Raw genomic sequence first — 17,220 nt, forward strand, 5'->3', positions numbered from 1 at the left:
CCTGCCTTTCACTGGTTCTCGTCGAGCACGGCGCGCACGGCCGCGGCGACCTCGGGGGAGTTGGGGGCGTCGGAGTGCACGCAGACGCTGTCGAAGCGGATGTCCAGCTCCGCGCCGCCGACCGACAGCACGGGCCGGCCCTTCAGCGCGCGGCCGACGCGCTCGGCCGCGGCGGCCGGGTCGGTGCGTCCGGGACGGCGGAGGATGATCAGGTTGCCCTCGTCGTCGTAGTTCAGGTCGACGTAGAGCTCGGCCACGAACGGCACGCCGAGCTCGGCGCACACCGTCTCGTGTGCGGTGCCGGCGATGCCGAAGAACGGTACGCCGAAGACCTTCGCCGCGCGGGCCGCACCGGCCATGAGGTCGGGATCGCCGGCGAGCATGCCGTAGAGCGCGCCGTGGGGTTTGACGTGGTTGAGCGGGGCGCCGTGCTTGGTCAGGAACGCCGTGAGCGCTCCCACCTGGTACAGCACGATCGACTCGACCTCTTCGGAAGTCAGGACCATGCGTCGCCGGCCGAAGCCGGTCAGGTCGGGCAGCCCGGGGTGCGCGCCGATGCGGACGTCGTGCGCGACGGCGGCGGCGACGGTCGCGTTCATGACGTCGGGATCGCCCGCGTGGAAGCCGCAGGCCAGGTTGATCACGTCGACGAGGTCGAGGAGCGCTTCGTCGTTGCCGAAGCTGTGCAGGCCGAGTCCTTCGCCCATGTCGGAATTCAGGGTCGCGGTCATGGTGGGTAACAGTAGGCAGCATGTGGTGGCGGGCACATTGGTCAGAGTGACCTAATCGTCTGGGCTGGGTTGTGCTGAGTGCTCTACGCTGCCCGGGTGCGTGTTGCCGACATGCTCGAAGATCCCGAGCGCCGCATCGACATCCGCGTCGAAGGCCCGCCCGGCGCCCTGGCGAGGCCGATCACGTGGTGCGCGCCGACGGAGTCGATCGACCCGTCGCCGTTCCTCACCCCGGGCGCGCTGATGCTGACGTCCGGGATGGCCTTGAACGTCACGGACGTCCGGATCTGGGACGCCTACGTGGAACGGCTCGCGAACGTGCCCATCGCGGCGCTTGCGTTCGGGCTCGGGCCGGCGCACGCGGCGCTGCCGGAAGGGCTCGTGGTCGCGTGCGAGAACCGCGGGGTGCCACTGCTGGTGATCCCGGACCAGGTGCCGTTCGTGCTCGTCCAGCGCGACGTGCAGGACCGCCTTTCGGCCGAGCGCTACGAAGCCCTGCGCCGTGGTTCGGAGCTGGCCGACGACTGCACGCGCATCGCGGCGGATCAGGGCACGATGCAGGACGTGCTGCACCGCATCAGCGAGGTCGTCGGCGCTCGGGTGTCCATTCAGGACTCGACCGGCGCGACCTTACTCGCGGCGGGTGGCGAGGGCGCGCTCGCGGCGCGTACGGAGTTCACGCTGCCGGGCAGCAACCGCGACCGCTTCCGGCTGGTCGTCGAGGAAACCGATGCGCAGACCACGATCCGGACGCTGCTCGCGCCCGTCGCCGCCGTCGTGTCGATGCAGCTCAGCACCACACTCGGTTCCGCGGGCGTCGCGCACTCGCGCAACGCGGGCCGGCTGACCGAAGCCGTCTACGGCAACGATGCCGTGCCGACGGCCGATCTGGTCGCGCTGGCCCGCGACGCCGAGCTGGAGCCGTACCAGCGCACGGGCGTTGTCGTGCTGCAAGCCGAAGCGGGGATGTCCACGACGTACCTGCGGTCGGTGTCGTGGCGTGCCCGCGTGATCCTGGCGGGGGAGTTCTCGGCGATGCGGTTCGTCGAGGAGCCGGACCTCTCGACGATCCTGCTGCAGAGCGAGTCGCTGGAGCCCGCGCAGTTGCTGTCGGCGGCGCGCTCGGCGCTCGGGCAGGCGCGGTCGGTGTCCGCGGTGGTCGCGACCGCGGAGAACGCCGCGGAACTCGGCCTCGTGCTGCGGATGTGCCGGCGCGCGCTGGGTCCGTCCGGCGTGCGCGCCGCGCCGCAGCTGGACTTCGACGCGGTGGTCGACACGCTGCGCCACCCCGGTGCGATCAGCCTGGCCCAGCGGCTCGTCGCGCCGCTCGCGCGATCGGAGGAGCTGCTGACCACGCTCGAGGCGTACCTGCGCCACAGCGGCGCGACACCGGCGATCTGCGCCGAGCTGTTCATCCACCGCAACACGCTCGCGTACCGGCTGAAGCGGATCCGGGAGCTGCTCGCGCTCGACCTGCAGGACGGGCACGTCCGTGCGACGCTGTTGATGGCCCTGCGACTGGCGTGAGCTTGTGCTGAGTGCACAGCCGCGCTTGTCCGGTTTGGGCATTCAGCTGCGCGCGGCCACTTCCCGCGCGGCTTCGATTAACGCGTGGCAGGCCGGGTCGGTCTCGTCGGCGTGCCACGCCAGCGCGGTGCGACTCGGCGGAAGCCCGGTGAGGGACACGTACGCGACGCTGGACCGCGCGAAGTGGCTCGGCGCCGCCCGCGGTGGTCAAGGTGCCCGCCCGCCCTGGCAGCTCTTCGTCCGCGTCCCCGACCTCCACGAGTGCGGCGCCGGGTGGTCCTCGCGCAGGTCGCCACCAGAACTCGGCACACACCGTGTCGGCGGTGCGTCGATCGTGAGGGGTTCGTCGAGCAGGCCCGTGACGTCCTCGCTCTCGCGGTCGGCCGGCGGGTGACCGGCCGCGCGCTGCTCGGTGCGGAGTACGAGTCGCCGCAGCTTGTCCGACCGGAACGGTGGCCCCACGAACGCCAGCGGCACCGCCCGCTCGGGCAACCCCGGCTGCCAGACCACAACGTCAGGCTGCTGCTGGTGTTCGCACCGTCGATGGCGCTGTCCCTCGGCTGGGAAGCGCCGCTGAGCGCCTCCGTCTTCGCGGCGGACGCCGCCCTGCTGATGGCAGTCTCGCCCAAGGCTCCGTCCGCTTCTACGACGACGACCACCTGGCGTTCACGCACACCGTTGCGAACCTGGGGCACGACTCGCTCGTCGAGGTGAACTCCACCGACGTCTTGCGCCGTGGCTACCGATTTCCCGGTCGCGGTGCAGGCAGGCGCTCGGATGGCGGCGTTACGGACCCGGCTGCACCGGCGGGGTGAACGTCGGTGGGGTGGCTGCTGGATTGGGCAACGGCGTCGGCGTCGTCACTGGTTCGTCGGACGGGCCGGTGTCCTTGGTCTTCGTGCCGTTCTGCGGAATGATGCCCGGGCCCGTCACCTGTCCCTGCGGCCGCGCGTTGAGCGGCTGCTGGTAGACGCGATCCCGGACCCGATCCGGCGGCGCCTCGTCGCTCGCGGGGGCCTGGGCCACCGCGTAGCGTCCGTGACCTGTGGCGTTGAACCCGGCGTGATCACTGTCATACGGTAACCATGCGGTGACACGACGCCACTGGCGACAGGGCTTGGTGGCAGGGGAGGCGGGGCGATGGCGTCGGGAGGCTTCACGGCGGTGCCCGACGCGCTCAGTGCGGCGGGCCGGGCGGCCGGGGAGAAGGTGGACGGCCTGCGTGGTGCTGACTGCGCTGAGCCGGCCGGGCGAGTGGCTGCGGCGGTGCCCGGGGGCAAGGCTGCGGCCGCGGCGGGGCGGTGCCGGGAGGCGTTGGCGGCCACGTTCACGGAGTGGTGCGAGGAAGCGCAGCGGCTGGCCGAGCACCTGGGCACGGCGGCTGACCGCTGCCGTCAGGGCGATCATGCACTGGCTGGGGTGTTCCCGCGGGCGGCGCCGGGGATGAGAGGGCCGCGCTGATGGTGTCGCTCGCCGATGTCCGGGCCTGGAGCCCCGCCGCGTTGGAGGACATTTTCTCGCTGCTGCAGGCTCGTACCCAGATCCTGATCAATGACGGGGACGACTTCGCCAAGACCCTCCCCGTCGTGGGATGGAGCGGCGATGCCGCTGACAACGCCGCCGCCCAGCACCGCGCCCTGACACGCGGGCTGGATACCGTCGCCGCGGGAGCCGCAGCCCTCGGCAAAACGATCGCGCAAGCCGCCGACGCCATCACGGGTGTCCAGAGCGCCCTCACCAATGCGGAGGAGTTGGCCCACAAGTACGGCTACCAGATCACCGACGCCGGTGCTGTCGCCGACGCCTTCGCCGGACAGCAAGTGCCCCCGGACCTGAGCCCCGAGGACCGGGCACGCACCCACACCCAGCTGGTGGACGACGTCGCGCAGATCCTGCGCACCGCCGATGACATCGACACCGACCTGGCCTCGGTGCTGCACCGGGCAGCGGCAGGCCAGTTCGGTACCGGCGACGAATCCACGGTCGCCGCCGCTGCCGCAGACGGAGTCAAAGATCCCGGGCTCACCCTGCCCGAACCCCCACCCCATGCGACCCCGGCCGAGAACGCGGCCTGGTGGGCCACCCTCTCGACCGCGGGGCAGGCGATCCTGCTTCGTGATCACCCTGACTGGCTCGGCAACCGCGACGGGCTGCCCGGCAGCGTGCGCTCCCAAGCCAACATCGCCCGTATGCCGTCCGAGCGTGCCATGCTGGAACGGGAGTTGGAGCATTCGCGGGAAATGCTGGCGCTGGCGAAAGATCAGCCGTTCCCGACACCCAATATGGTGGCCGACGCACTCGCCGATGTACGCAAGATCGAGGCGAAACTGGATTCGCTGAACAAGATCGAAGAGACGCTTCATCGGCCCGGTGAACGACAGCTGCTGACGCTGGACACTACCGGCGAGCGCTTGAAAGCGGCCGTATCCGTCGGCAATATCGACACCGCGAAGCATGTCGCCGTGTTTACTCCAGGTTTCACCTCTACGGTCAACGGCTCGCTCGGAAACTACGATGCCGACATGCAAAACCTGCAACAACACACCCAGAACATCGCCGACCGGTACGGCGATGGAGGCGGGGCGGCGACGGTGACGTGGATCGGTTACGAGGCGCCCCAGAACGATGACATCCTGAACGGGGGGAAGTCGGTGATCTCCGGCGACCTCGCGCAGGTCGGCGCACGGAAGCTCGACGGCTTTCTCGACGGGATCGGCGCATCACACGATGCCCAGAATCAGCCGCTGCACTTGACTGCTCTTGGCCACTCCTACGGCAGCCTCACTACCGGCATCGCGTTGCAGCAGCAGACACCAGTTCACGATGCAGTTGTGTTCGGCTCGCCAGGCCTCGACGCCCAGCAGCGCAGCGACCTACACGTGCCCGTCGGGCACCTCTTCGCCGCCGGGGCTGATCAGGACGCGGTACCCAAACTCGATATCGCGAAGCATTTCGGTGTCTCGCCCTACGACATGCCGGGCGTCGACCGCGCCAGTACCGAAAGTGGAGTCGGTGTGGAAGGGCCTACCAGCAGTACTCACGGCCACAGCGAATACCTCACCAACGGGTCCACATCTCAATACAACATAGCCGCGATCAGCGCGGGCCGCCCCGACTTGCGCATCAACTACGTCGCGCCACCACCGCCTCCGCCGGCACAGATCCCGACGCACCGATGACGAAGAGGTCGCCTGTCCGCATGAACATCCACGCCGCGCGCGCAGCTGTCGGCACGGTCCTCGCCTTGTCTTTGATCAGCTGTAGCGGCCAGGGAGCAGCCGTGAATAACGAGCAAAATTCTACGACGCAACAGTTCAACGAACTCATGCAGCGTCCGGACATCGAGCAAGAAGCCGCCCGGTATCAAGAGATGGACCAGAAGATTCGCGGCGCACTCACTGCGACTTTTCCAGCGCTCACATGGCAACAGCGCACACAAATCGCGGGCAGTGCATGCGGTGCCGGGTACCCGGGGCTCGGAGCTGACGGCGAAGTCCGTGGCCTGCCAAACTGGATGGCGGCGGGAAATATTCCCGATGCCCAGTGGGATAAAGCTGTGAACGTGGTGCATGGTGTCGCGCAAGGTTACGGGTTTGACTCTGGGCAGGTGATCGTCAGCCGCCCTAATGACCACGAGGTTGTGTTCCGCGACCGGTATCAAGCCGAACTCAACATCGGTACGGCGGTCAATACCACCCTTCTTGTCCGAACCGGCTGCCATCTCACCGCCGAAGCCAAGAAGCGCGGCACCCCTGCGCCAGCGCCAACCGCGTAAGCGGCCACGCGTCGGGGCGAGTGTCTCGGTGGAACCCGGCCGCCGTGCCTTCGTCGGGGAACCAGCACGGCGGCCGGGAGATCAGGAGTCGCAGGGTCGTGGAACCCGCCGGCCAGGGGTGCAGTGCAGGCCGGGGTGGTTCGGCGGAATCGCACAGCCGAGCGCGCGCGCCGGTACGCCACATCGCAGTACGGGCACTGCGTCGGAACCCCGTTCGCGGTGCGCTGGTCGAGCCGCTCGAATTCCGCGGCGGCCGTCGCGCCGCACAGCATCGTGATCCCCTCGCCGGGCGCCGGGACCGCGGCGAGGGCTGTTCGGTGCCACACGCCGTCGATCACCGGATGGATCGCAGCCGGGTCGATGTGGATGAGCGCGCTCATGCGACCAAGGCTCGTGCTGAAGGCTTCGTCAGGCAAGTGATATCGCACGAAATATCAAGTACCCACACGAACGGACTACGCGTCGCGCATGTCATCGGGCGTGATCGGCTGATATTCACCTGTCTTCCGGTGGTAGTCTCTGCTACGGCCTGACCACAATGGACGCCTAGCTGATCAAGGAAGACGCAACATGACTGATCACGCCATGGCGTTCGCAGGCACCAGTTCAAACACCGGCGGCTGTCCGACGCTGTTCGTCACGGACCGCGGCACGCTGGTCATCCAGGGCACCACCGTCACCGACCCCGTCGCGTTGGAGACCGTGCGTGCACGCGGCAACGGCATCCCGGCCCACGAGTCCGCCGTTGAGATCCCGGCCGCGCTGCTCCCGTTCGTCGACATCGAAGCGCTGCAACGGATCGCCTTCGCCGACGAAGACCGGCCCGACTTTATCGTAGACCCCGCCTCGGCCGGGAAACTGCAGCAGCTCGCCGAGGCCGTCAGCCGATGACCTGGGTCAAGCCCGGGCCCGAGTTCGCCGACCTGCTCCGGAGCTTCGAGTGCTCGGCGTGGCGGTGGGAGTGTCAGGGCACCTACCGGGAGCCCGAGGAGCGGGAGCCGTTGCAGGTCTGGCGTGGCGGGCGCGTCGACCACGCATTCATGCGACCGTGGCTGGAGCAGATCCGCGCGCAACGCGCCGCCGGGAAGACGTGGGAGCGGGCGCGGATGTTGACCGACCCGCCGACCGAGTACCCGCGGTGGATGTTCGAGCTCACGCCTTTCAACATTGAGGCGGGCTAAGACATCCGCTGGATCAGCGAGGAGCACGCCCGCAAGCTCGGCGCCCCCCACGAGGACTTCTACCTCTTCGACGACCGGCTCGTCGCCACGGTGCACTTCGACGAGAACGGCGTGGCCGGCGCCGAGCTGGCCGACGATCCCGCTACGGTCGCGCAGCACCGGCGGTGGCGTGACATCGTCTGGCCGGTCGCCGTGCCGCACGACAAACAGTTCGCACCTTCGACGAGGAGCCCGTGACCGGAGACCCGAACGGCCGACTGCTGGAATTCGCCGATCGACTCCGGCAGCACCGCATCGCGCACACGCCCAAGATCACCGGCAAGGCGCTCGCCGAAATGCTCGGCTGGGGGCCGATGAAGATCTCGCTCATTGAGCGCGGGCGCCAGCCGATCACCGAACCCGAGCTCACCGAGTGGGCCCGGGTCCTCGGCGTATCCGACGACGAGCGCGACGATCTGTTGCGAGAGCTACAGGCGATCCGGCTCGACCAGGCCCGCTGGAAAGCTCGCATTCGCACAGGCGGCCACGAGGGCGCCCAGCGCTCGTTCGCCGAGCTGGAGCAGGCGGCCCGCAAGATCGCATGCTTCGAGACCGCGGTCCTTCCCGGTCTGGTCCAGACACCGGGCTACGCACGAACCGTGTTCGAGAAGAGCGCTGCGCTCCGGGGCGCAGGCGACGACATCGACGCCGCCGTCGCCGCGCGCATGCAGCGGCAGCAGATCCTGTACGACGAAACGAAAACGATCGAACTTCTCATTGTCGAGAATGCTCTACGGGGCGGCGTTGCCTCGGCTGCACCATGGCCGGCCAGATTGACCGACTGATCGCGGTGACGCAGCTGCCGAACGTGCGGTTCGGGATCGTGCCGAGTGGCATCGATCTTCCGGCACCCGCCCAGCATGGTTTCTGGCTGTTCGACGACGGGTTGCTCTACATCGAGGTGCTGCACACCGAACTCACCACCCGCGATGCCGACGACGTGCAGCTCTACCGCGACTACCTCGCCGCGCTCTGGACCGCCGACGCCGAGGGCGAGGACGCCCGCGCCACGCTCTTACGTGTGCAGAGCGACCTCGCCCAGACTGGCTGAGTCGGCCGTGCCCTAGCGGCGACCGTGCCCGTCAGAGCAGTCGCGCCTGCGCCGCGTAGACCGCGTCCTTGAGCGCGACGAACTCGGCGTTCGACTTCTTCAAGAACAGGATCGCGTTCTCATCGCGGCCGGTGGTTTGAGACCGGCTTCCCTGACGGCCTCGGCGTTCCTGACCACCGGGCACGGTGAACTCGATCCACCCCTGAATCAAGGCGTTCGCCGGCTTGAAGTTGATCCCTGTGATGTTCTTGATGTGGATGCGCTTCTCCGCCGAACCGGTCAGCAAACGGCCGGCCTTCCCGCGGGTGATCGTGACGAACACGCCGTCGAACGTGACCGTGCCGTACCGTGATCATCCATCAGCCAGGACAGACCGCCGGCGTTCTCGGATGTCCGCACGGCGACGTCGGCGCCGCCGTGGTCGTAGCACCGACGTGCGGTGAGCTCCTTGGTCGTGTTCTGGAGCCCGAGCTCCATGCCATCGAGGTACCAGGGCACGACGTCGATGACCGTGGACGCTCGCACGCTGGAGGCCAAATCCCGTCGGCAGGACCCGTTCGGCAATCCGCGCGGTGATCAGCCTTCGTCGTGGGTCGACGACAAGGGCTTCGTCGGCGGCACCAAGGACGAGAGCGGCTTGACGAACCTCGGCGCGCGCGAGTACGACCCCGAAACCGGACGCTTCATCTCCGCCGACCCGGTCATGGATCTCGACGACCCGCAGCAGCTCAACGGGTACGCCTACGGGAACAACTCGCCGGTCACGAACTCCGACCCGAACGGCCTGTTCTGGAAGACGGTGTCGGTCCAGAAGCGGATGGCCGTGACCGTCATGCTGTGGGCGCTGGTCGCGGCCTCATTGTTCTTCCCCGTGCTCATGCTGGTCGCGGTCACCTACTGGGTTGTGCAGGTGTTCGTCTACCGCATCTGGATCGACCCGCCGTGGGGCATCGGCGGGGGCGGCGACGCGTAGGCTCACGACCAGGCGCTGAAGGACGCCGGCCTGAGCCAAGCCGAGTACGAGGAGGCCAAGAAGGCCGCCGCCGACAAGCGCAGCTGGGTCGACATCGCCATCCAGGTCGGCGGTGACATCCTGCAGGAGATCATCGGTGTGAAGGGCATCGTCGACAACTGCATCAAGAACTTCAACCTCGCTGCCTGCGGCTGGGAAGTCCTGACGGCGCTGCCCTGGGGCAAGATCCTCAAGGGCGGGAAGATCGTCGAGAAGATCGTCACGGCGTTCAAGGACACGCTGTCGTGGATCCGGGGTCGGGACAAGGCGATGGCTGATCTGCGAGCGGTTGAGGCCGCGGAGCAGCGATTGTCCAGCGTGACCGGGTGCAACAGCTTCGCACCAGGGTACATTGGTGCTGATGGCCGACGGCCAACGCCGTCCAATCGAGGACGTGCGATTGGGTGATCGGGTGCTGGCCGCTGACGTGGAGACCGGGCGCAGTATGTCGCGCGAGGTCGTCGCGACGATCGCGGGCCAAGGCTGGAAGCACCTGGTGGAAATCACGGTGGCCGGCGAGTCGCCGATTATCGCGACCGATGGTCATCCGTTCTGGGAGCCGGACCGTCGACGGTGGGTTCAAGCAGCAGATCTCAACGCCGGTGACCGGCTCCGCAATGACGATGGCACAACAGTCGAGGTCACCAACAGCCGTCATTGGGATGCCCCGGCGCGCGTGCGTAACTTGACGGTCGAAACTGATCACACGTACTACCTCGTGGCGGGCGATCGTCCGGTGCTCGTCCACAACGCCAGCTGCCCCAGCGGGAAGCTGTCGGATCCCTTGCCCAACGGGATGAACAACAAGATCGCCTCGGCCTACGATGATGTGAAGGCGGGTAAGATCGCATCACATGACACCTGCCGGGGACGGGAGAACCCTTGGTGGGCGGGAGCCAAGGAGTATCGGGTTCCTGGCGGGCCTGAGAACGAAAGAATCTTGGAGAAGGAATTTCCCAACGGTGTAAAGGTGTACGGCTGGTCGATACGTCACTACGAGGACATTAAGCGCTTTAGTGCGCCACATTTCCCCGATTCTGGATGGAAATGATAATTTATGAATAATATTGGCGATATCAAAGAAGTAGGCCGTGAAAGAGTACTGTTGTATCGGCTGATTGACGAGCGACAGGAAAAAATTCTCGCAGAAGCCGAAGACGTAAGGGGATTCTTTGTTTCGTCAAGCGAAGGCCATGGCGAAGTTTCCTTTCTGAATGCTCAAGTAGGCGACGATGCACCGCGAAGGACCGACGACGCGGTTCTCCTCATTATGAATAATCGACGAGAAAAGATTGGTGAGTATTTCATTGGTCGAGTGTTCTTTGGTAGTGGGGAGACGGCATCTTGGCGCGGTAATAAATCCACGCTTGAATTTCGATTCTTCGGTAATCGCTGTGAGTCTACTGAGGCTGGAGCAATCTGGCGACGCTGGGCGTCTGGGGTCCCCGTTCGTGAAGGAGAATGGCTTAACCTGTCGACGAGTGAGCAGGATTCGTGGCTACACGTCGTGCAGAACTCGTGGTTCGCAACCGGTCATCGGGCTGCTCGCTACGGAGGTGACGATGTTGTGCGCCTCGACGGGGCCCGTCTTTCAACAAAGGCCGAATTCTATTGCGCCCTCGGTGAGGCGGTAAATGGTCCTGGTGGTTATTTCGGCTCGAACTTGGACACCGTTGCCGATTGTATCCGTTCCAGCGCTGGGGCTAAATCGCTGATCGGGGTGCAATGGGGCGACTTCGCTTCGTCTAGGGAGGCGTTGGGATTGGAATTCATTGATGCCATCATGAACGTAATGCGTGAATTTGACGTAATGGTAACTTTCCTTTAGTGAATTTACTTCGTAATTGATAGCTTCGTTTTCCGCGGTGCACTCAAAGCCACGTTGAATCGGGGTGGTTCGCACCAGCCTGCGATGCACGATTCCGGCGAGTTCGGCAATCGTGCAACCGCACTGTGGTCCATTGGCGCAAAGGGCGACTGTGGACCGTCGGCTGCTCGAGGCTCTTGGAGCTGGGGGCATCGGGATCTCAGGACATGACTCGCGGCCGGTTGGTTTAGTCATCATGCCTGCTAAACCTTATGTTGCATTTACTGGCTCAGGTCCCGCGGTTACGGAGCACTGGTGTCGACTGGTGCTGATTGCTGACCTTATCTACGACGCACTGGAGTTCCGTGACTGCTCTACTGGAGCTTCCGCAGTCCCCGGTTGCCACCGCGTAGACGTAATGAAACGCCCCGTCACCCGTGGTGAGCGCGCTTCGCGGGATCGCCACGGGATCCGCGCCGGATTGGTCGCTGACGCTGACCGAGGGCGCTTCCGATTTGCCGGTTTCGTCAGAGTAGCGAATAGCTTCAGCGACGTTGTGTAGAGCGGCCTCGAAATCGTCGCCACGGTGTGGCGGCTCGTCGTAGTCGTGGTCGCACTGGTGCCGCCGGTCTTCGGCGAACGCTAAGCGTTAAGGGGATCGCTACCGGGCTAGGCGCGATGTTTGCCTCTTAGGCAAGGCCTGAGTGACGTGGCCGAGGCGGCGCGCGAAGAAAGTCGACCGGTCGCGGCGGAAAATCGACCAGGCGCCGCTGACCTCCTCTGCGCTTGTCAGTGGACCATGTGCACGCGTTACGTCAGCCGAGTCCGAGTGTGGTGGGTGGCGTGCAAGATCGTCTCGGACACTCAATTACCCCATGAGCGCGGGGTGGCTTCGGGTTCAGTTGGTGAGAACCTGCAGGTCAACGCGGCAGCCGCAGGCGTGTGGTTAACGTGCAAGATCGTCCTCGGACACACAGTCTGGTCTCTGACCAGCGCCTTCTCGTCCGGCCGAGAGTTCTTTTTTGCAAACATGCTGGTCATTGGTGTGGGAGTACAAGTCCCTCAGGGACTCGCTCACTAGCCACACGCGCCTGGTGAGCAACCCAATAGAATCGTTGGCGGCCCCGGAATCTAGCGTCGGGCACGAGCATGTGAAGCCTGGGCGTAAGCAGACATGTCGCCCGACGACCACCGTCGACTCAGTGGAACTTGCAGCGTTGTCTTCAAGACCGTACGCAACGCTCGACGAAAATTCGCCCGCAAGATTCTTCTGGACGCCACACGAACCGGAAGCGTATGACATTGGCTACGCCGTGAGCCAAGCCTTCAGGGCATGGAGCCGACCGCGCGTCGCGGACGGAACATGCCTGTCGGCGAGAGCCTCGGTAAGCAACGCGGAAGCGTCGCCGCGGCGACCGCATTTCACCAGGCAGGATGCCGCCAACACTCCCTGATCGACTGCTTCGCCGTGGTATCGGAGCACGTGCAGCCAGACGGTGATTGCATGGGCGGGCAAACCGGCCTTGGCGAACTCATCCCCGACCTTCATGCGGTGCTCGGCGCGGACGTCACGCGTCAGCACCTCCGTCAGGATGTCTTCAGCACTGGACACGCCACCAATCCGGATCCATTCGGCAACGCAGTACCCCAGCCAGAAGCCGTCGAGGTTCCGGACAACAGCCTGTTTGGCCGCGTTGACCGCCTCCGTCGTGTGGCCTATTTCAGACAAGGATTTGATGAGTTGCCATTGCTGAAATTCGGTGCATTCTGAGATGTGTTCAATCGCGGCCATGAGAAGACCTTCAGCATGGCTTGGCAGCTCGTTTTCGACGAGCTCCGAGGCGACTTCCACCCAGGTGTCCGCTTCGGCGTGGGAACTCACCTTCGCGATCAATTCTTTCCCCAGTGCGTCGTACCCGGACACACAGAGCGCCACGGCTGCCTTTCCCCAGAAATCGGGACTACGGTTCAAGCTAGTCTCGTAGACCACGTGAGCTGTTGCGGGATCGTCCTTGCGAAGCAGTACTGAGGAAGCGCGGGAAAAATCCCACTGGTCGATTGCGCCATCTACCAGTGCTGCTCGCGCGAATTCCTGAACGACGGGATTTTCCTCTTCATCGGGTAGTGACGAAACAATCTTGATCAGGCGCCAAGCTCCAAGGTGGGGCAGGTTGTCCACTTGTTCCAGCAGCGTGGTCGTGGCGCCGCAGGTGGTGAAGATCCGGGCAGCTCGCGTGAATTCGATGTCTCTTGCGTGAGCGTTGGTGAGAGCTCGGCCAGCGAGCTCAAGCGCGGCGGATGAATTCCGTTTGCGTTGCAACGCCTCGGCAGCTGCCACTAGATGACTGGTCGGCCGTCCGGCGCTGGCGACGACGATCTCAGCGACCGCGTCAGAGCCATCCACGGACAGCATGGCGTCCACGGCGGTCCGGAACTCTTCGGCACGTGGATCGGCCGAGATTAAAGCCCGACGGGCAGCCCACAGCGCATCGTCTCGGCACCCCGCCCGCGCGGCCAGGTCGGCCAGTACACCCCAACTCGCCGCACCGTCTTCGACCAGATCCGCTAGACGGCTGTCGCTGACGGTATACGGGAGAATGTCGCCTTCGGTCTCAGGAGCGGAGCGCAGCTTCCTGACCAGGTCACGGATCATCTTCGCCGCTGCCGGCGTGCGATCGGCGTCCAGAAGGAACGAGATCAATGCCATGGTCTGCACGCGGTCGTGCTCAATCGTCGCGGCGACACGGACCAGCAGGTTTTCGACCCGTTCCGCGCCCCCGGGTGCCAGGTCCCGCAACACACTCGCGCCGCGTTTCATCCCAGCCACGCTGGCGTCCTGAATGAAGTCTTCGAGCCAGGCGACTGCCTCGTCTCCCTCTGCGAGATAGCCGAGCGCAGCCGCCGCTTCGATCCGAGTGGCCTCGGCCAGGTCGGCGTCATCCCGCAAGGTGCGCAGGCGAGTGAGGGCGGCTGAGCCGAGCGTTTGGGGCATGAACAGGCTCAGCACCTGACCGATCGCCTCCAGGTCGTCCCACGGGTCGGTGCGCGAGCCTTGACAGACCATGAGGTCCAGGATCCGGTCGATGACGCCCGCGACGAGTTCCTCATCGACCTCGATACCCTCGCTGAGCAGCTGCCCGGCAAGGAGCACCCGGTCGTTGGTGCCCTGCAGAAGGGCTCGCAGGATGCGCCCGATGTCGTGGCTTTCCCGGCCCCAGAGAACGAACGTGAAGAGCGCGAACGCGTGCTTCGCCCCGCTGAGCCCTCGCTCGATCCAGCGCTCGAGATCGGGGAAGTCAGCCGGGATCTCGCTGGCGCGACGCCGGGCCGCGAGAAACTCGGCGAAGGAGTGGTGTCTGAACCGCAGATCGTCCTCGGACAGGACGAACACGCCGCTACCGGCCAGAATGGCGTAGAGGTCTTCTTTCCAACCCTCCGGGAGGTCAGGCCTCCGTGCGGTCACCCACTCGTGCGCGGCGTCAATAAGCGGCGACTCGGTTTCCAGCCGGTGGACGGCAAGCTGTTCGACGATATCGATCCGGTGCTGCCGTAGCCAATCCAGCAGGGCCAAGCGCGCTACGTCGTCGCGCATCCCTCGGCGCAGCTCGGCGAAGGTGTCCCGACGGCTCACTCCTTCATCCAGGAGATACGCCATGAAGCGGTCGTAGAGGTCGATCCTGCTATTCGGCAGCGCCCGGTCTGGTTCGAGGGTGTGGGTGACGGCAGCGATGGTCGCCTGGAGGGGATTCCGGACGAGCTCACGCAGCCGGCTGTCCCGGACTTGCCGCACGAATTCGGTGGCCCTCTTTACCGCGGTGAGCGGGTTCTGAGCCCGGAACCATGCGCGGGCGAACTCGTCGAGCTCGACCGGGCTGAACGGCAGGATCTCGACGCTGTCGATGCCGGCCTGTTCGAGGGGCAACAGCTCGTGGCGGGGAAGCGGGCGCGTCGTGATGACCAGCCGATGATCCGTGCTCCGCCGGATGCGATGGGCAAGCGCGGCGATGACTTGGGCCCGGGCCTGGGGTTCGACGATCTCATCGAGGCCGTCGATGAACACCAACCATCGCGCGCCCAAAGCCCGACGAGCGAACAACTCGGGGCGGGGCTTTTCGTCGAGCATCCGCCCCAGCAGCGCCTCGAGCCCCGCTGCCAGCAACTCACCCCATGCCGCGTTTACGGCCAGCGCACGAGCCGGGACGCGCAGTGGCAGCATCGGCTCTGCGATCGGGGGCGAACCTTGGCCGACGCTGAGCCAGAATTCCGAGATCTGCTGAACGTACATGTAGCCGACGGTGGACTTGCCCGCCCCGGGCTCGCCGGTGATCACGAGGTGCCCGCCGCGGTTGAGGGCCTCGGTCATGGTGAGGGTGCGCTCGCCCGGCTCGCCGGCGGTGCGGCGTTCAGGATCTCCGCTCCGGCGTTCGGGCTCGGGCACGCGGTCGACTGGCTGTGCCCGCATCGTTTGCTGCACGTAGACCTTGGTGAGCTCCGGTTGCCGGACGCCGAGCAGCGTGTACGGCAGGGACTCGGTCGCGCTGTGCTGGGCGGACAGCACGTCACGGAGCTGAGGTGTCAGCTCCGGCCGCTCGTCCCAGGACGTCAGCGGTGGCCGCGGCGGAGCTTCACTGCCGACATGGATTTGCAGTCGGCCGATACTTCCCGACTGCACCACAGGCCCGGAGAAGTGGCCGTCCTTGATCTCGTTGTGATGATCAGCCATCCGTCAACCGCACCCGGCTGAAGAGGTGTTCATAGGCTGATGTTGCCCTGGACGTCACCGGCTTGCACCACCTTGCCCGTGACGTTGCCGGTCACCTGGTTGTGCACGCCGCCGTGTGTGGTCAGGGTTCCTGGTAGCTTCTGCCATTCCGCACGTAGAGCGTAGGCGAACTCCTGGTCATTCACCTCGGCCTGGTGCAGCCGTTCGGCGAGCGCACTGATCGGTTGCGTGTCGTCTGGGGCGGCCGATGCCGCTTCCAGGGCCGCAATAGCCACGGGGTCCTTGGCGAACTTGCGTTTGACTAAGTCGTATAGGCCGGTCGCACCCTTCGCCGCTAGGGCTGCGGCAATGGAGATCAGGATCGGTTCAGGCATGGGGTTCAACCTAGCGGCGCACCGGCTTCGGATCCAGGTCATTCACCTCTACAGCGGCCGTCGGAACTCTGATCCGGCGGTTGGTTAGCAGCTGGATCACCGAGCCGTAAGCTATAGCAAACCGATCATGCGACGCCCGCGCAGAACCCCTCGATGGCGACGCCAGGGGCCGAGTGGCATCACCGCCACTGCAAACTGACCGGGTCTGGCTGCGTGTCCTCGGCAAGGCACGGCATAGCAAGGCGTCCGGCTGATCAGGTGATTCCGCCAGCGCTAAGCCCGGGACTGGTTATCGTGGCAGATTGTGCCGGATGACCAAGAACGCCGCGGATTTCGAGCTCTGATCCCCGAACGTACCTGGTCGAAGTTGCGCGAGCTCGGCTTCGGAAGGAAGTTCAGCAAGGGCGAGCCCATCTTCGTTCGCGGGGCTCCGGCGACGTCGGTGCTGCTGCTGACGTCCGGGCGCGTCGAAGTCGGTTGTCATACCGAGGACGGCGACTACCGCCTGATCGCCCTGCGCGGTGCTGGCGACGTCATCGGCGAGGTGGCCTTCGAAGTCGGCGGGGTACGCACTGCAGACGTCTTCGCGCTGGAGGCATGCACGGCTTCCGCGGTGCCGTCAGGAACCTTCGAACGTGTGCTCGTCGAGGACGGTGTCCACCGCGAGGTCAGCCGGTACGTCGCGACCAAGTTGCAGCGGGCGGGGCATGACTCGGTCGACATGCTGAGTCTTCCTCCGTTGCGGCGGATCGCGAGGTTGATGGTGCAAATGGCCGAACTGGCCGACCCCGGACACGACCCTCGCTTCATCCCACTGTCGCAGACTCGCCTGGGCCAGGTGCTGGGACTGTCACGCAGCTTGGTCGCCAGCCTCGTCGCGCAGCTGCGTCACGAAGGAGTCCTGAGCACGCAACGCACTCTGACCATCGAACGTTTCGACAAGCTGCGCCTCTACGCATACCCCTCTCGCGGTGACGCACATCACTTTTGATCGTCTTTC

Annotated in this window: 15 protein-coding genes and 3 pseudogenes; 12 read left to right on the plus strand and 6 right to left on the minus strand. The window is 65.6% G+C overall.

Annotated features, from left to right (window positions below; translation table 11 throughout):
- Nucleotides 1-8: 8 nt before the first annotated feature.
- On the minus strand, nt 9-731 hold the full coding sequence (gene pxpA / locus AB0878_RS36615; protein WP_366585216.1) for a 5-oxoprolinase subunit PxpA: 723 nt from the start codon (nt 729-731) through the stop codon (nt 9-11).
- Nucleotides 732-827: 96 nt separating this feature from the next.
- On the opposite strand from pxpA, the gene AB0878_RS36620 reads away from it, so the two are divergent.
- On the plus strand, nt 828-2,258 hold the full coding sequence (locus AB0878_RS36620) for a PucR family transcriptional regulator (protein WP_366585218.1): 1,431 nt from the start codon (nt 828-830) through the stop codon (nt 2,256-2,258).
- 207 nt (nt 2,259-2,465) lie between these two features.
- Here AB0878_RS36620 and AB0878_RS36625 read toward each other — a convergent pair whose 3' ends face one another.
- Entirely contained in the window at nt 2,466-2,768 is a 303-nt protein-coding gene (locus tag AB0878_RS36625; RefSeq protein ID WP_366585220.1) for a hypothetical protein, read from the minus strand.
- A gap of 276 nt (nt 2,769-3,044) precedes the next feature.
- Nucleotides 3,045-3,284 (minus strand): hypothetical protein, encoded by a 240-nt coding sequence (locus tag AB0878_RS36630; protein ID WP_366585222.1) that lies wholly within the window; start codon nt 3,282-3,284, stop codon nt 3,045-3,047.
- A 114-nt stretch (nt 3,285-3,398) separates the two neighbouring features.
- On the opposite strand from AB0878_RS36630, the gene AB0878_RS36635 reads away from it, so the two are divergent.
- The 6 genes and pseudogenes from AB0878_RS36635 (at nt 3,399) to AB0878_RS36660 (ending at nt 8,304) form a co-directional block, all read left to right on the plus strand.
- Complete coding sequence (locus AB0878_RS36635; protein WP_366585224.1) at nt 3,399-3,719, plus strand: hypothetical protein; 321 nt, start codon at nt 3,399-3,401, stop codon at nt 3,717-3,719.
- Complete coding sequence (locus tag AB0878_RS36640; protein ID WP_366585227.1) at nt 3,719-5,437, plus strand: alpha/beta hydrolase; 1,719 nt, start codon at nt 3,719-3,721, stop codon at nt 5,435-5,437. The genes AB0878_RS36635 and AB0878_RS36640 overlap by 1 nt, the downstream gene beginning before the upstream one ends.
- Before the next feature lie 20 nt (nt 5,438-5,457).
- A complete protein-coding gene (locus tag AB0878_RS36645) occupies nt 5,458-6,033 on the plus strand; it encodes an LppA family lipoprotein (protein ID WP_366585229.1) in 576 nt (191 codons plus the stop codon).
- Nucleotides 6,034-6,603: 570 nt separating this feature from the next.
- On the plus strand, nt 6,604-6,924 hold the full coding sequence (locus AB0878_RS36650) for a hypothetical protein (protein ID WP_366585231.1): 321 nt from the start codon (nt 6,604-6,606) through the stop codon (nt 6,922-6,924).
- Nucleotides 6,921-7,451: pseudogene (locus AB0878_RS36655) on the plus strand (DUF6879 family protein). Before AB0878_RS36650 ends, AB0878_RS36655 begins: the two are co-directional and overlap by 4 nt.
- Nucleotides 7,448-8,304: pseudogene (locus AB0878_RS36660) on the plus strand (helix-turn-helix transcriptional regulator). Before AB0878_RS36655 ends, AB0878_RS36660 begins: the two co-directional pseudogenes overlap by 4 nt.
- Before the next feature lie 31 nt (nt 8,305-8,335).
- Here the strand turns inward: AB0878_RS36660 and AB0878_RS36665 are convergent.
- Nucleotides 8,336-8,629, minus strand: a pseudogene (locus tag AB0878_RS36665) (DUF4429 domain-containing protein); the annotation flags it as partial.
- A 150-nt stretch (nt 8,630-8,779) separates the two neighbouring features.
- On the opposite strand from AB0878_RS36665, the gene AB0878_RS36670 reads away from it, so the two are divergent.
- The 4 genes from AB0878_RS36670 (at nt 8,780) to AB0878_RS36685 (ending at nt 11,144) form a co-directional block, all read left to right on the plus strand.
- On the plus strand, nt 8,780-9,277 hold the full coding sequence (locus tag AB0878_RS36670) for an RHS repeat-associated core domain-containing protein (RefSeq protein ID WP_366585233.1): 498 nt from the start codon (nt 8,780-8,782) through the stop codon (nt 9,275-9,277).
- Between the two features lie 138 nt (nt 9,278-9,415).
- Complete coding sequence (locus tag AB0878_RS36675; RefSeq protein WP_366585235.1) at nt 9,416-9,724, plus strand: hypothetical protein; 309 nt, start codon at nt 9,416-9,418, stop codon at nt 9,722-9,724.
- A complete protein-coding gene (locus AB0878_RS36680) occupies nt 9,678-10,367 on the plus strand; it encodes a polymorphic toxin-type HINT domain-containing protein (protein WP_366585237.1) in 690 nt (229 codons plus the stop codon). The genes AB0878_RS36675 and AB0878_RS36680 overlap by 47 nt, the downstream gene beginning before the upstream one ends.
- Before the next feature lie 6 nt (nt 10,368-10,373).
- Nucleotides 10,374-11,144, plus strand: a complete 771-nt coding sequence (locus tag AB0878_RS36685) for a barstar family protein (RefSeq protein WP_366585239.1) — start codon at nt 10,374-10,376, stop codon at nt 11,142-11,144.
- A 1,285-nt stretch (nt 11,145-12,429) separates the two neighbouring features.
- Here the strand turns inward: AB0878_RS36685 and AB0878_RS36690 are convergent.
- Both AB0878_RS36690 and AB0878_RS36695 read right to left on the minus strand, forming a co-directional pair.
- Nucleotides 12,430-15,846: an NACHT domain-containing protein gene (locus tag AB0878_RS36690; RefSeq protein ID WP_366585241.1), complete on the minus strand. Its 3,417-nt coding sequence runs from the start codon at nt 15,844-15,846 to the stop codon at nt 12,430-12,432.
- A 29-nt stretch (nt 15,847-15,875) separates the two neighbouring features.
- Entirely contained in the window at nt 15,876-16,220 is a 345-nt protein-coding gene (locus AB0878_RS36695; RefSeq protein WP_366585243.1) for a hypothetical protein, read from the minus strand.
- Nucleotides 16,221-16,524: 304 nt separating this feature from the next.
- Between AB0878_RS36695 and AB0878_RS36700 the strand changes: the two genes are divergently transcribed.
- The gene (locus tag AB0878_RS36700; protein ID WP_366585245.1) at nt 16,525-17,211 is read left to right on the plus strand and encodes a Crp/Fnr family transcriptional regulator; all 687 of its coding nucleotides are present in this window, start codon (nt 16,525-16,527) and stop codon (nt 17,209-17,211) included.
- Nucleotides 17,212-17,220 lie beyond the last annotated feature (9 nt).

This window comes from Amycolatopsis sp. NPDC047767, from assembly GCF_040704195.1.
GTDB lineage: Bacteria > Actinomycetota > Actinomycetes > Mycobacteriales > Pseudonocardiaceae > Amycolatopsis.